General features: G+C 54.6%; 12 protein-coding genes. 6 read left to right on the top strand and 6 right to left on the bottom strand.

The features are described 5' to 3' along the window. Positions 1-39: 39 nt before the first annotated feature. From ACN0XZ_RS16445 to ACN0XZ_RS16425, 5 genes are all read left to right on the top strand, one after another. Positions 40-2,607, top strand: coding sequence for a TonB-dependent receptor (locus tag ACN0XZ_RS16445; protein WP_417458890.1), 2,568 nt, complete (start codon positions 40-42; stop codon positions 2,605-2,607). Between the two features lie 96 nt (positions 2,608-2,703). Continuing rightward, positions 2,704-3,405 carry a SapC family protein gene (locus tag ACN0XZ_RS16440; protein WP_417458889.1) on the top strand — a complete coding sequence of 234 codons (702 nt, stop codon included), beginning with the start codon at positions 2,704-2,706 and terminating at the stop codon, positions 3,403-3,405. A gap of 21 nt (positions 3,406-3,426) precedes the next feature. Beyond that, a complete protein-coding gene (locus tag ACN0XZ_RS16435; RefSeq protein WP_417458888.1) occupies positions 3,427-5,010 on the top strand; it encodes a tryptophan halogenase family protein in 1,584 nt (527 codons plus the stop codon). Between the two features lie 8 nt (positions 5,011-5,018). Beyond that, a complete protein-coding gene (locus ACN0XZ_RS16430; RefSeq protein ID WP_417458887.1) occupies positions 5,019-6,533 on the top strand; it encodes a tryptophan halogenase family protein in 1,515 nt (504 codons plus the stop codon). Between the two features lie 223 nt (positions 6,534-6,756). Further along, positions 6,757-9,069: a beta-N-acetylhexosaminidase gene (locus tag ACN0XZ_RS16425; protein WP_417458886.1), complete on the top strand. Its 2,313-nt coding sequence runs from the start codon at positions 6,757-6,759 to the stop codon at positions 9,067-9,069. A gap of 63 nt (positions 9,070-9,132) precedes the next feature. On the opposite strand, the gene ACN0XZ_RS16420 is transcribed toward ACN0XZ_RS16425, so the two are convergent. Both ACN0XZ_RS16420 and ACN0XZ_RS16415 read right to left on the bottom strand, forming a co-directional pair. Beyond that, a complete protein-coding gene (locus ACN0XZ_RS16420) occupies positions 9,133-9,615 on the bottom strand; it encodes a VOC family protein (protein WP_417458885.1) in 483 nt (160 codons plus the stop codon). A 17-nt stretch (positions 9,616-9,632) separates the two neighbouring features. Then, positions 9,633-9,986, bottom strand: coding sequence for a DUF1428 domain-containing protein (locus ACN0XZ_RS16415; protein WP_417458884.1), 354 nt, complete (start codon positions 9,984-9,986; stop codon positions 9,633-9,635). A gap of 155 nt (positions 9,987-10,141) precedes the next feature. Between ACN0XZ_RS16415 and ACN0XZ_RS16410 the strand changes: the two genes are divergently transcribed. Then, on the top strand, positions 10,142-10,483 hold the full coding sequence (locus ACN0XZ_RS16410; protein WP_417458883.1) for a zinc ribbon domain-containing protein YjdM: 342 nt from the start codon (positions 10,142-10,144) through the stop codon (positions 10,481-10,483). 88 nt (positions 10,484-10,571) lie between these two features. Here the strand turns inward: ACN0XZ_RS16410 and ACN0XZ_RS16405 are convergent, their stop codons facing one another. The 4 genes from ACN0XZ_RS16405 to ACN0XZ_RS16390 are packed head-to-tail and all read right to left on the bottom strand — an operon-like array spanning position 10,572 to position 14,858. Further along, the gene (locus ACN0XZ_RS16405) at positions 10,572-11,888 is read right to left on the bottom strand and encodes a sugar MFS transporter (RefSeq protein ID WP_417458882.1); all 1,317 of its coding nucleotides are present in this window, start codon (positions 11,886-11,888) and stop codon (positions 10,572-10,574) included. A gap of 20 nt (positions 11,889-11,908) precedes the next feature. Continuing rightward, positions 11,909-13,060 (bottom strand): N-acetylglucosamine-6-phosphate deacetylase, encoded by a 1,152-nt coding sequence (gene nagA / locus ACN0XZ_RS16400; RefSeq protein ID WP_417458881.1) that lies wholly within the window; start codon positions 13,058-13,060, stop codon positions 11,909-11,911. Further along, the gene (locus tag ACN0XZ_RS16395; RefSeq protein ID WP_417458880.1) at positions 13,060-14,109 is read right to left on the bottom strand and encodes an SIS domain-containing protein; all 1,050 of its coding nucleotides are present in this window, start codon (positions 14,107-14,109) and stop codon (positions 13,060-13,062) included. Before ACN0XZ_RS16395 ends, nagA begins: the two co-directional genes overlap by 1 nt. Positions 14,110-14,123: 14 nt before the next feature. Then, positions 14,124-14,858 carry a GntR family transcriptional regulator gene (locus tag ACN0XZ_RS16390; protein WP_417458879.1) on the bottom strand — a complete coding sequence of 245 codons (735 nt, stop codon included), beginning with the start codon at positions 14,856-14,858 and terminating at the stop codon, positions 14,124-14,126. Positions 14,859-15,009 lie beyond the last annotated feature (151 nt).

Raw genomic sequence — 15,009 nt, 5'->3', positions numbered from 1 at the left:
AGTGGTGTCGTCCGATAAAGTGGGAACCAGGAGGAAAACATGCGATTAAGCAAGAAGACATTCTATCAGTCAGTCAGTGCGCTGGCTATTCTTGGCAGTGCCACGGCGGCATCTGCCCAGGATAGTGCGGCGGCTGACAGTTCGTTTGAAGAGTTCGACGAAATTGTCGTGACCGGTATCCGTGGCTCGCTCAAGCAAAGCCTTGCGGTAAAACGGAACAGCACAGCGCTCGTTGACGCGATTTCAGCTGAAGACATCGGTAAATTCCCCGATAAAAACGTTGCTGAATCTTTGCAACGCGTACCGGGTGTTACCATCCAGCGCCAGTTCGGCGAGGGTGCGGCGGTATCGATCCGCGGTGCAGGTAACGAGCTCACGCTCACAACCCTGAACGGCCAGAACGTGGCTTCAACAGGTTGGTTCGTGCTTGAGCCAGCGAAACGCAGCTTCAACTATGAACTTCTGCCATCAGAACTGGTTGGCAACATCGAAGTTTACAAAAGCGCGCAAGCTGATCTGGCTGAAGGTGGTATCGGTGGTACGGTTGTTATCAATACCCGCAAGCCGCTTGATATGGATTCGCTGAGCATCTATGGCTCCGTTGAAGGCCAGCACCAGAACGACAGCGACAAGATCGACCCTCAGTTCTCCGGTCTCTTGAGCTGGAAAAACGATGCTGAGAACTTCGGTATTCTCGTATCTGGCGTGTATCAGCGCCGCCACCTGCAGCGTCAGGGTAACGAAGCGTTCTGGGAATGGGGTGCAGGCCCGGTTGCCTTCGTGCAGGACCGTCAGCGTTCCGCTATCACGGCCACCATGCAGTACCAGCCATCTGAAAACCTGAACATCGTGGCCAACTATATGGACATGAAGATGCGGGCGGACAATACCAACTATGCGCTGTGGCTGACGCAAGGGAATACGTCCTGGTCTGGTATCGATGTGCCTGAAGCTGACAAGATCAATGGCACACCTGCTCGTGGCCCGCTCAACGTGGCGTACTATCAGGCGCGTCCGCGTGAAGCGACCATGAACTCCAGCGTTTACGACCTGACGTTTGAGTATAGCGGTGAAGGTTACCGTCTTGATGTGCAGGGTGGTCACACTACCTCCACGGGCGGTACCGACTTCGAGATGGTTGTTGATGATGGCACCGGTGGCACCCCAATTCCGGGCGGCACTTATGACTTCACTGGTGGTGGCCAGACATGGGATACCAACGGTTTCGATCTTACGACTTATGACCCAGGTTCACTGGCCATGGGCACAGGTCCAAACTTCAACCGCACACCAAAGACTGACAAGGAAAGCTATCTGCAGGCTGATCTTGAGGTGGATGTAGACTATGGCCTCATTCACACCCTTAAAGGTGGCCTCAAATACGCAGATCACAACTCCACAAGCCGCCGGTTTGAATATGTGCAGGCAGCAGGTTTTGATCCTGTGATCTCCACAAGTGGGATCATTGGTGATGCGCTTGATGTTGGTGCGGGGGATTATCAGATCTTGGGCGTGGACGCTGATGCGCTGAAAGATTGGGCGAAAGCCAGCATCACTGGTGAAAACGAAGACCTCGGCGCATACAGCGAGATCGACGAGAAAAACCTTTCAGCCTATTTGATGGCAGAGTTTGAGGGCGATGGTTTCCGCGGTAACGTTGGTGTTCGTTATGCTCATACTGATGCAACATCCACATACTACCTCAATGGTGTTCAAACCGAAGCGGACGCAAGCTATTCAGAGATCCTGCCAAGCTTCAACCTTGCCATTGACCTTGCGGATGATGTGATACTGCGTGGTTCTGCAGCACGGGTGATGGCACGCCCACAATATGTGGACATGTATGTGAACCCGAATATCACCGGTAGTAACGATGACCTGCCAAACAACCAGTTCTGGATTGTGGGTAACGTCGGCCTGAAACCATTTGTTGCCAATCAGTTTGATATTGGCCTTGAGTGGTATTTTGCTGAGGGCTCGCTGTTCTCGGTCGGTGTGTTCATGAAAGACGTGAAGAACTTCGTAAACTTCACCGAGTATCATGCAAATGCGGGCGAGATTCCGTTTGATCTGCCACGCGACGACGAGCGCGCCGCTGGTTGGACCGTGCAGGAGAAAATCAACGGGAAAGCTGCAAGCATCAAAGGTTTTGAAGCGCAGTTCCAGCAAGATTTCGGTAACGGGTTTGGTGCTATTGCCAACTATACCTTCACCGATACGTCAACGGACGAAGACACCTTTGTTGACGGTAACCCATACCTGAGCGACAGCTCCAAACACTCATACAACGTTGCAGGTTACTATGAGAATGAGGTGTTCCAGGCTCGTGTTGCTTACAACTGGCGTTCAAGCTACATGCTGCGCGAATCCGGTTCATACGGCAACCGTCTGCATAAGCCGTTTGGTAGCCTTGATATGAGCGCATCCTGGTTCGTTACACCGCAGATTTCGGTCAATCTCGATGTAAACAACCTGCTCGAAGACCGCTCCAAGCAGTTTGGTAACAACGTGCAAGACACGCCTAACAGCGGCTTCACCGGTGGTTTCCCTCTCTATGAATTTGAGATGGCGCGCCGCATTACGCTTGGTGTGAGCTTCAAGCTCTAACATCACATCAAAGAAAAAGGGGAGTTAGACTCCCCTTTTTCACCAACACGCTATAGGGTCTGCTGATCAACCTAATTTATTCTATGGGAGCATCGAGTGACGCGCGTCGTACCACTGCATAAAGATCAGCACGCCAACCTGAAAGTGAAGGATGCGACTGACTTCAGTATCATCCAGAACGAACATATTATTCCCCTTGTTGTGCACGAGTTTGTCGGCGCCTGCACGGATATGCCCATCATCTTTGTGAAAGATGTGAACACAGGCCATTTCCAGGTTGTTGCCATGCTTGGCCTCAAGCCAAAAGAGAACCTCCTGCTGCAGGACGGTAAATGGCAATCGGTCTATGTACCGTCCATCATCAAGCACACGCCGTTCCGCCTGATTCCAACCGCCGACAATAGCGAGCAACTGATGTTGGGCATTGATGAGGACAGCGCTCTGTGCGGTGAGGGGGAAGCGCTCTATGGCGACGATCAGTCTGAAAGTGACTATCTCGTTAAGCGCAAGGAAGCGGTGATCGATTTCTTTGAAAAAAGCCAGGTCACCGGCGGTTTTATCACCATCATCCGGCAGTTGGATCTTCTGGTTGAGCGCACCGTGGGCGTCACTATTGGGGAAGACCGGGTGAACCTGAACGGTCTTTATGTCATTGACGAAGACAAGCTGATGGCGCTGCCGGAAGACAAGTTCATGGACCTCAAGAAACGTGGCTTCTTGCCCGCGATCTATGCGCACATGATCTCGATCAATCAGATCGGGCGCTTGGCGAAAATCAAAACAGAGCTACAAGGCTAAGGAATTTCGGGCGGGACGTGCATGCAGGAAGAGGAGGTAAAAGATCGTCGCATCAAGGAAGTGCTGATCGTTGGTGGTGGAACCGCCGGTTGGCTTTCTGCATGCCATCTTGCCGGCAGCCTCAAAAGTAATAGCCCTGACGGGGTTAAGGTTACCCTCGTTGAATCCGCCAACATCCCCACCATTGGGGTGGGGGAAGGCACCGTACCCGCCATTCGGCAAACGCTTGCGCACCTTGGTATCCGCGAAACGGATTTCATTCGCGAGTGTGACGTCACCTTCAAACAAAGCATCAAATTTGTTGATTGGGTCCATGACCCTGCCAGCAAAGGCACAAACGCCTATCATCATGTGTTTGACTATCCTGAGCGGCACATGGTTGACCCCACACCTTATTGGCTGATGGGGCAGGCAGGCGATGCGTCTTTTGTGGATGCGGTGTCTGTGCAGGGAAAAATCTGTGAAGCGGGGTTTGGCCCCAAACAGATGGTGCATGCCGAATATGACGGCCTTGTCAATTACGCCTACCATCTGGATGCGGCCAAGTTCGCGGCTTTTCTCACGAAACATGCAACTGAAAAACTCGGTGTTCAGCATGTTTTGGCGAATGTTACGGATGTGAAACTATCTGAGGATGGTGATATTCGAGCGGTTCAAACCGATGATGCGGGTGAGCTCTCGGCGGATCTCTTTATTGACTGCACGGGCTTCGCCGCGCTGATAATCGAGCAGAAGCTGGGTGTCGGGTTCATCCCAAAAGATGATGTGCTTTTTGTGGATACGGCCCTTGCCGCGCAGGTGCCGTACCTGTCCGCCGACGCGCCGATCCCGAGTTATACCATCGCAACCGCCAAGGAGGCAGGATGGATATGGGATATTGGTCTCTCTGCACGTCGTGGCACCGGATATGTTTACAGCGCCAAGCACACGAGCCATGAACGCGCGGAAGAAGTACTGCGCGAATATTTGCGCGCTTCTGTGGGTGGTCTGGCGGATGAGGTGACGTGCCGCCGTATCCCGATGCGGATCGGGTACCGGGAAAAATACTGGGTTAAAAACTGCGTCGCCATTGGCCTGTCGCAAGGGTTTGTTGAACCGCTTGAGGCGACTGGCATCCTTGTTTATGACGCGACCGCGCGCATGCTTGCTGAACAGTTCCCGCCAACCCGGGGCGCGATGGATGTTATCGCTAGGCGCTTCAATGCCCGGGTGCGGCAAGCGTGGGACCGGGTGATAGATTTTATCAAGCTGCACTATTGCCTCTCAAAGCGGGAGGACAGTGCTTTCTGGCTCGATAACCGGCGCGAAGAAACCATCCCTGAAAGCCTGCGTGAAAACCTGCAGGTTTGGCGCCACCAGCTGCCCAGCCCGTATGATTTTTCCTCCAAACTTTCGGTCTTCAATCTGGAGAATTATCTCTATGTGCTCTACGGCATGGGGTTCGAGACGCAGATGGACGCCATCAGCTACCGCTATCAGGATGCAGATGTCGCCCAAAGTGTTTTCCGCCAGATGAGTGCAGCGGCAGAGCAGGTGATGCGTGAATTGCCGAAACACCGGCTCCTTCTTGACCGTATCAAAGAATACGGCTTGAGCGAGATATAGGGGGCAGTATGGCAGAGGTTAATACGAGATCATTGGTAATTGTCGGCGGCGGTTCCGCCGGGTGGATGACGGCTCTCTATCTCAACCGGCTGTTCAATCAGGACCGGAAAAACTTCGATATCACAGTGATCGAAAGCCCGGACATCGGCATTATTGGTGTGGGTGAAGCAACCGTGCACAGCGTGCGGTTCTTTTTCGCGGCGATGGGACTTGATGAAAACGAGTTGCTGCGTGCAACTAACGGCACGCTCAAAACCGGCATCATGTTCCGTGACTGGATGAAACCTCGGGACGGTAAAACCCACGAGTATTTTCATCCTTTTGAGCAAGTCAGATTGGGCCGTGGGCTCGACCTTTCCAGCGCGTGGATGGTAACGGGGCGTGATGGGGCAGAACGGTACGACGAGGGGGTGAGCCTAAGCGCGGCGCTTATCAAAAAAGGGCATGGCCCAAAAGGCCCCAACTCAGCGCCGTATCAAGGTGCCGTGCCCTATGGCTACCATATAGACGCAACGCTGCTCGCGCGTTTCCTGCGCGGCAAGGCGGTTGACGCTGGTGTGCGGCACGTTGAGGCCACGGTCACGGATGTGCGTGTTGAGGGCGAAAACATTGTGGCTGTGCAGGCCGGGGATGCCGAGTATTGCGGTGACATGTTTATCGACTGTACAGGTTTTCGCGGGCTTCTCATTGAAAAGCTGAAACCGGGCAACTGGAACTCTTTTGAGGATGCATTGCCCTGCAACAAGGCCGTCGCAATCCAGCGTGATCTGGTGGGTGATGAGGTGCCAAACCCCTATACGGTGGCAACCGCGCTTTCCAACGGGTGGGCATGGCAGATCGACCTCACCAACCGGCAGGGCACTGGCTATGTATATGACGGCAACCGCATCTCAAATGATGAGGCGGAGGCTGAGTTGCGGGCGTTCCTGGGCCCACAGTCCAACGTATTAAAATGCACCCACCTCAATATGAAAGTGGGATGCCGGGAAGAGTTTTGGATTGGCAACTGTATTGCAACCGGGCTTGCGGGCGGGTTCATTGAACCGCTCGAATCTACCGGCCTGCACCTCATCAATCTGGCCGCCGGGTTGATGGGCACGCATCTCCTCGCAAAGGAGACTAACCAGGCCAGCCGCGATAGCTTCAACCGTTTAATGCGCGGGTTCTATCAAGACCTCAAGCAGTTTATCGTTTTGCACTATTGCCTGAGTAACCGGGATGACAGTGACTTCTGGCGCGCGGCACAGGCGACTGTCAAGCATACACCGTGGCTTGAAAGCCAGCTTGAGATTTGGAAACACAAGATTTGTGAGTTCCATGATCTCGCAGGCAGTTTCTCAACCACTTTCTCGGACGAGAACTACCGCTACATCCTTTATGGCATGCAGCACTATCCGGCGCTGAATTTCCAGATGGATGAACACGCGGCAGACAGTCTTTTCTCCCAGATGAAACTGATGAGGGAAAACGCTTTGGCGGTAACCATACCGCACGGCGAATTTCTTGACCGGTTGAAGATGTAGGGGAGCAGTATTCGGGCATGCAAGAGCGTGCTCAGCACAGTTGGTAGTGAGCCCGCGGCATCGACCTCCCGCCTATGGCTCACTTTCCAGCCAATCAGTCGTTATCGGCTGATTATTGGGGAACTGGGCGGTGTAGGACACTGCACCGCCCATTTTTTTGAGGTCGGGTTCAAGAGTTTTGCGGGGCTTATAGAGGGCGCCCGCGGTGTTCGGGGGATTGATGATGAACTGGAAGTTGCTTGGGTTTTCTGTGGTTGTGGCGGCAGTTGCCTATGTTGGGTTTTCTGCCAGCAAACCAGCGGCGAGTGTGGGCGCGCTAAATGCGGCGATCATACCAAAGCCCGCTGCGCTTGAAGTGCAGGAAGGGGCTTACCTGCTTGAGGAAGGCACCACGATCAATGTGCCTGCGGGGCAGGCTGATCTGCTGCCTGTTGCGAAATATCTGAGCGACAAACTGCGCATCACAACGGGGCTCAACCTTGTTGTGGTTGAAGGTGGCGAAGCAAACGACGGTATCCGCTTTACCTCCGCCAAAATGGATATGCCCAGGGAAGGCTATAGCCTACATGTGGGTACGCGAGGCGCGGACATCATCGCGGCCACGCCCGAAGGCTTTTTCTATGGTGCGCTATCCCTGTGGCAACTGGCGCAAGACGCAGGGGAGGGTGAGGTTGCTGTCCCCTTTGTGAGCGTGAGCGACGAACCGCGCATGGAGTGGCGCGGCGCGATGCTGGATGTTAGCCGTCACTTCCGCAGCGTTGAGTTCGTTAAAGATTTCATCGACTGGATGGCCGTTCACAAGATGAATGTGTTCCACTGGCACCTGACCGATGATCAGGGCTGGCGTATTGAGATCAAGAAATATCCCCGGCTTACAGAAGTTGGGGCATGGCGGGTGCCCGCTGGCGCTGCCCCCAAGGCAGATATCGACCCAGCGACGGGCACGCCGAGGCTGTACGGTGGTTATTATACCCAGGATCAGGTGCGTGAGGTGGTGGCCTATGCGGCGGAACGTTTCATCACGGTGATGCCGGAAATTGACTTGCCAGGCCATGCCTCCGCAGCTGTGGCGGCCTATCCGCAGTTTGGCACTGAGCCCGTGGATGCAGTGTCGTCCGACTGGGGTATTTATTACAGTACCTTCAACCTTGAAGATGAGACCATCGCTTTCCTTGAGGATGTGATGGATGAAACATTGGCGTTGTTCCCCAGCAAATTTGTGCATATCGGCGGCGATGAGGTTTCTACCAAACAATGGGAAAATTCCGCACGCATCAAGGAGCGGATGGAAGAGCTGGGCATTGAAGATGTGCATGAAATCCAGTCCTATTTCACCCGTCACTTTGCCAACTATCTGGCGGAACGTGGTCGCCGCTTGATTGGGTGGGATGAAATTCTGGAAGGCGGCTCGATTGCAGATTCCGCGATCATGTCATGGCGCGGCACCAAGGGTGGTGTTGAGGCGGCAAAAGCTGGCCGGCAGGTTGTGATGGCACCAAGCCCCATATATTACACCGATTATCGCCAGAGCTATATGACCGACGAACCACCCGGCCGTGAGCATGTGCAAACGCTTCAGGATATTTATGAGTTTGACCCCCTTGAGGGCTTGTCGGAGGAAGAGACCAAAGCTGTGCTTGGCGCGCAGGTCACCGTGTTTACGGAGCATATGCGTACCGAAGCAAGGGTTGAACATATGGCCTTCCCGCGCTTGCTGGCGCTTGCCGAAACCGTGTGGTCGCCTGAGCATAATCATGACTATCGGGATTTTGCGTCGCGCTTGATGCCTCATATGGCCCGGTTGAAGGCCTTGGGGCTTGAGCCCGCCGATAGCGCCTATGCCGTGCAGTTTGATGCAAAACCGGATACGGGCGGACAGGTGGTGCTCACCATGAAAACCCAGTCCGGTTTGGGTGATATCCGCTACACGCTTGGTGGTGGCGAGCCTTCCGCGTCCTCGCCGCTATACGAAGGGGTTATGACCCTGCCGCTTGGCGAGACCGTGACAGCCGCGGCCTTCTATGGTGATGAGCCGCTTTCCAAATCGCGCATGGGAGTGCTGAGCGAACGTGCTTTCCTGCGTCGCGAAGATGACGAACTGACGCTATGTTCCGCGGCCCTCGCCATCAAGCTGGATGACGACTACCCGAAAGAGGGCAATCGGGCCAACTTCCTTGTGGATATCGTTGAGCCGTGCTGGATTTATGAAAACCCGGCGATGGATGGTGTCACCGGCCTTGAGGTAAGTGTTGGCAACCTGCCTTATAATTTCCAGATCGGGGATTTGATCAATTCTGTCACTCTGGCGAAGCCGGAAACCTCAACCGGTGAAATCGTGGTGTATAAAGACAGCTGTGACGGTGAAGAGCTCGCGCGCTTGCCGCTTGCGCCCGCGACAGCCAGTTTTGGTGTCACCACCCTTGAAGCGTCGATCAAAGCGGTACCCGATGCCAAAGCGCTTTGTTTTCGGGTTGCCGCAAATCACTATGAGCCACTTTGGGCCATAGATTGGGTGCAACTCGTGAAGGGTAACTAGGGATCAAAAAAGGGGTGGCCAAAACCACCTCTTTTTTTAGTTCTCTGCCGCTCAGGTTTTATCTCAAGCGTTTTCCATCGCGGCGATGTTGAGTTTTTTTGAACTCATCACCACCTGCATAACCCGGCTCGACCGTTCCTTGTCGCCACCAATAAGCTCGGCGATGTTAGCTGGCATGACCTGCCACGACAGGCCGAATTTATCCTTCAGCCAACCGCACTCAACCTCCATGCCGCCATCAGCGGTTAACGCATCCCAGAAGTAGTCGATCTCCTCCTGGTTTTCGCACATGATGCAAAGCGAGATTGCTTCGCTGAACTTGAAATGAGGGCCGCCGTTCAGGCCCATGAACTGTTGCCCACCAAGCTCAAACATGACGGTCATCACGTCGCCTGCGTCGTGGCCGTGTTGTTCGCGCCCTGCCTCGGGGTAATAGGAGATATTGGTGATTTTCGACCCCTCAAAGATCGAGGTGTAGAACTTTGCAGCCTTTTCTGCTTGCCCGTCAAACCAGAGGCAGGGGGTAATGGGTGCCTTGAGTTTCATGTATTCCTCCTGTTCCGTCAGGCCTCGAGAATGGTTTCAAAACCCCCAAAGATCATGCGTTTGCCGTCAAATGGCATGCTCGATATATCCATCTGCATACGTGGGTCTTCCATTGCTTTTTTCATCCCGGTGTCACGAGTCGCCCGATCTGGCCAAGTGATCCAGGAGAAAACTACGGCTTCCCCTTCCTCGAGCTTCACAGCCATCGGGAAAGAGGTGACTTTGCCCTCGGGTACATCGTCGCCCCATGTTTCGACCACGCTCAGCGCGCCATGTTCTTTGAAAATTACGGCCGCTGTTTCCGCTAATGCTTGATAGGCCGCTTTTTTTGAGGTGGGTACAGGTATCAGATAACCATCCACATACGTCATGTCGCAACTCCCTTTTATGTAATTAGGTTGATATCAACATATATTCATGCGGCCAGAGAGTCAACCCGTGTGAGTGCGGGCTGTCTGGAGGCTATTTTGTTTTGTGCTTTGCGGTCTGCGGCTTTATACCAACATCAAACTTTGAAGGATTGATCATGAGCAACCTGTCACCCTGCCCAGAATGTAACAGCCCTTATGCGTATGAAGACGGTGCGCTCCTGATATGTCCCGAATGTGCGCATGAGTGGACACCGGGGGTAGAAGGCGCAGGCGACAGCGATGCGTTGGTGATCAAGGATTCCGTTGGCAACACTCTGCAAGACGGTGACGATGTTACTGTGATCAAAGACCTGAAGGTTAAGGGTTCATCCAGCATCGTGAAGGTCGGCACCAAGGTGAAGGGTATTCGCTTAGTGGGCGGTGATCACGATATCGACTGTAAGATCCCGGGCATTGGCCAGATGGGGCTGAAGTCAGAGTTCGTGAAAAAGAGCTGAGACCTAAGAACGCATATTGAAAAAGGCCGCGGATTTCTCCGCGGCCTTTTTTGCTTGAAAGTCTGGGGGTTCTCAAGCGTCGTAATCTCTATTTGCTGCCCCAGGACCGCAACTTGTAGCCCGCAACAGCGTAATAGAGAATGAAGAGGTAACACGGTAGCGCCATCCAATAGGCAGCCTGCATGTCGCCGAGGCTGGTGGATAGCTTACCGAGTACAAGCGGCAGGATAGCGCCGCCGGAAATGCCCATGATAAGAAGTGCAGAGCCCTGGGCCGTGAACTTGCCAAGGCCCTCAAGCGCGAGCGGCCACACCGCAGGCCACACCAGCGCGTGCGCGAGCCCCATGAGCGCCACAAACATCACGGGGTTTGGTACCGTTGGGATACCAGACCAGCCGATAAGCACGTCCGCGATTGCAGAAGACGATGGGGAGGTGAAAACGATCCCGAGTACGCAGAGGCAACCCGCAATAGCAGAACCGAGAAGGGCTCGTTGCTGGCTAAAGAAGCGCGGGATACAGGTAACGCCAATGAGATAGCCGATCACCATGCAGACCATGGTGTAGCTTGTCAGCGTACCAAAATGCGCGACACCGATGTTTTTGCCAAACAGACCGATGGTATCACCTGCAATGACCTCAACACCGACATAGGCAAAAAGGGCAACCGCACCCAAAATCACCTGTGGGAATTGTAAGACGCTGGTTTTCTCATCCGCGCCTTCGCTTAGGTCTTCCTCCGGGTCGATATGCGGCAGGGGTGAAAATTTCACAAGCCCGATCAGCAGGAACAGCACGCCAGCCATATAGATATACGGCATGATCAGGCGGTTTGAGAGTTCCTGGATCTCGGCTTCCGTCATGGTGCCAGCACCTTCGTGGGCGAGATCACCAAGATCAGCAAGGATAAGCGCCGTGAACACGATCGGGGCAACAACACCGGCGCCCTTGTTGATGATACCCATGATGGAGATACGCATGGCAGCGCTTTCCTTCGGGCCAACCATCACAACGTAAGGGTTGGAGGCTGTCTGCAGGATCGTGAGACCAGTCCCAAGGACAAAAAGTCCGCTCAGGAAAAAGAGGTAATTGGCTGTGAGTGCGGCCGGGATGAACATCAAAATTCCCACCACCATGATCGCGAGCCCGAGCGCCATGCCGTTTCTGTAACCGGTGCGTGCCAGCACGCTTGCCATGGGGAGCGCCATCACAGTGTAGGCAATATAAAAGGCGAAGGTTACAAACAGCGCCTGAAATTCGTTGAGGTCACAAATGATCTGCAAAAACGGGATCAGCGATCCGTTCAGCCAGGTCACAAACCCGAATATAAAAAACAACACACCGATGATAGCCATGGGTATGACCGTGCTTGTCGGTTTTTCCTCGACGGGTAATGCCGCTTCCATAACGCCCTCCTATTTTCCCGTTATTTTTGGTTGGTTTGATAGTGCTTGCCGCCGATCCAAACCCCCTGGACCTCGACATTGTCGTTCAGTGCTACCAGATCAGCCCGTGCACCAGCGTGCAGGCTGCCATATGTTTTTGTGAGGCCAAGAAAGGCCGCCGGTGTACCACTCGCCATTCGGAGCGCTGCATCAAGGGATACTCCCAGCATGTCATGGGTGTTTTTCACTGCACTTGCCATGTCAAGCGCGGAGCCCGCGAGCGTGCCGTCCGGCGCTGTTGCTTTGCCGTGTTCAACGGTGATTGGCCTGCCTTGCAGGACAAAGTTCGGGCTCGCTGCCCCTACGCATGGCATGGCGTCTGTCACCAGCATCAGATGGTCCGCGCCCTTGGCGTGCAGGGCCACATTGAGGCTGGCTTTATGAACATGAAAACCGTCCACAATAATGCCTGCGTAGGCGCTGCGGCTTTCAAGCGCCGCGCCTACAACCCCTGGCGCCCGGCTCTCAAGCGCGGTCATGGCGTTATAGAGATGGGTAAAGCCTTTGAGGCCGGCATCCAATGCGGCGCGCGTTTCTTCATAGCTTGCGGCGGTATGCCCTGCGGAAAGGATCACGCCAGCGTCCGTCAGGCGGCGGATCATCTCTGGTGTTGTGCATTCTGGCGCGATGGTTACATGGGTGATGCCACGCTTTAGCGATGTCAGAAGTTTGAATGCCGCTTCATCAATGGTGCGGAACTTTGAAGGGTCATGCACACCCTTCTTTCTTTCGTTCAGGAAAGGCCCTTCGATATGGATACCAAGGATGCCAGGCACGCCTGCGTCAATGGCGGCCTCCGTCGCGCGCATGGCGCGGTCGACCACCTCAAGATCGTCGCTTATGAGCGTGGGTAACATGGCGGTAGTACCAAACGCCCGGTGCGCCTCAGCGATTTTGGCGATGCCCTCTACGGTCGGATCGTCATTAAACAACACCCCGCCGCCGCCGTTCACTTGGGTATCGATAAAACCCGGTGTCAGTATATTACCGCCCAGTGAGGCGCGTTTCATATCAACTGGCACGTCTGATACCTTCATGAGGCTCTTGATGGTGTCGCCTTCAATGATGAGCGCGATTTCATCGGTCCAGCGTGGGCCAATGAACATGCGGGCATCTGTAAGCGCGAAAGCCATTAAACTGTCTCCGTCACTTTATTGAGGTGCGGCGGCTCATCAGGGTTGTAACCCCGCGCAATGGAGAGCGCGTTTGCCATGCGGTAAAAACTCTGAATGAAAAGAATGGGCTCGATGAGCGGGTCTGCGCCCTCAACCCTTGCGAGGGTGGCTGCGCCTTCAGCTTCAAAGCCTGCGGTCATGACCTTGGCGCCGCGACCAGCAAAATCACGAACGATATCCTCAACGCCATCGCGGGTGGCATCGTTTTGGCTGAAGACAAGAACAGGGAAGCCTTTGTTCACAATCGCCATCGGGCCATGTTTTACTTCTGCCGCAGAATAAGCTTCCGCGTGCAAGCCACAGGTTTCCTTGAATTTGAGTGCGGCTTCAAGTGCAATGCCAAATCCGGCGCCGCGGCCAACCACAAAGAAGTTGCGGGCTTCAAGTAGCGTTTCAACGGCCGCAGCCCACTCACACGCCCATGCTGCGCTCAGGTGGCGCGGCAACGAGGTGAGCGCGGTTTTTAGCTCAGCATCGTCCTGCCAGAAGGCCACCAGCTGCAGAAGTGCGCTCAGGGACGCGATATAGCTCTTGGTGGCAGCAACACTTTTCTCGGGCCCCGCATGTAGGGGTACAACCGCGTCAGCGAGGTCCGCAAGCGGGGACGCTGTGACATTCACGAGCGCTACAACAAAAGCACCTGCTGACTTGGCGGCTTCGGCCGTGCGCACAAGGTCGGGGCTTTGGCCGGACTGTGAGATAGCGATAAAGAGCGTGCCTTCAAGCATCTGTTTGGCAGCATAAACTGAGCTCACAGAAGGCGCCGCGCTTGAGACAAGAAGCCCGGCTTTGGTTTCAATGACATATTTACCGTACATGGCTGCGTGGTCAGAACTGCCGCGCGCGCAGGTTACAACCGCGCGAGGTTTAAGGGCACGCAACTGCTGCCCAAGCTTGACCATCAGTGGTTCATTTTCCGCGAGTTGGCGTGCGACCACATGGCTGGCCTCGCGGGCCTCGCTAAACATCAGCGTGCTGTCGGGCTTGAGGGCGGTTTGTACGGTCATGGTTACTTCCTTACTCATGCATGCAGTTCGGCGACAAAATCATAAGCATCGCCGCGATAATGGGATTGGGTCACTTCCACCGTGGTGCCGTTCGCGAGGAAACCGCGCCGCTCGATAAAGAGCCCGGCGTCGCCAGCGTTTACGCCGAGGTCTTTGGCCTGTTTTTCGGTGAAGATGATGGCGCGAAGGCGCTGAAGCGCGCGCACGGGTCTGTGGCCTGTGGCCTCGAGTGCGGCGTAAAGCGACGTTTCAACAGCATCCAGACCAGGTAGCGCAAAGGCCGGTACTATTGAGGTTTCAAGCGCCATCGGTGTGTTGTCAGCGAAACGGATGCGGGTAAAACGAAAAACTCGGGTGCCAGGCCCAAGGCCCAGATTGAGGCTTTCTTCCGGTGTGATGACACCTTCCGAGCGAGCGACCCATTCGCTGTGTGCTTTCCAGCCTCGTCCAGCCATATCTTCCGAGAAGGACGACAGGCGGGAGAAAGGTTTCTCTACGCGGCCAGAAACAAAAGTACCAGCCCCCTGTTTGCGGTCTAGAAGGCCATGCTCCACAAGGCCGTCGAGCGCTTTCCTGACGGTAATGCGGGAAACCGCCATATCGCTCGCGATATCCCGCTCCGGTGGCAAGGCGTCCCCTTTCGGGAGGGCACCACGCTCGATGGCGCGTTCAATAGCGCGCGCGAGCTGCTGATATTTGGGTAGCGGGCTGGAGCCGTCTAGGGGGCCAATTAGGGCAGAAAGAGCCATCGGGCAGTATCCTTATGCAACGATGCAGACATCTCTATCACAATTATAATACCAATTAAATACCAAAATAGGATCATTAAGGCTCGCCGTCACTAAAAAATTACTTTATTGTCAGGAAAGGGAAGCATTCTCGCGTTGATGCCATTGTGAA

The organism is Kordiimonas sp. (assembly GCF_048264555.1).
Taxonomy (GTDB): Bacteria; Pseudomonadota; Alphaproteobacteria; order Sphingomonadales; family Kordiimonadaceae; genus Kordiimonas.
This window is presented reverse-complemented; position numbering and strand designations above follow the sequence as displayed.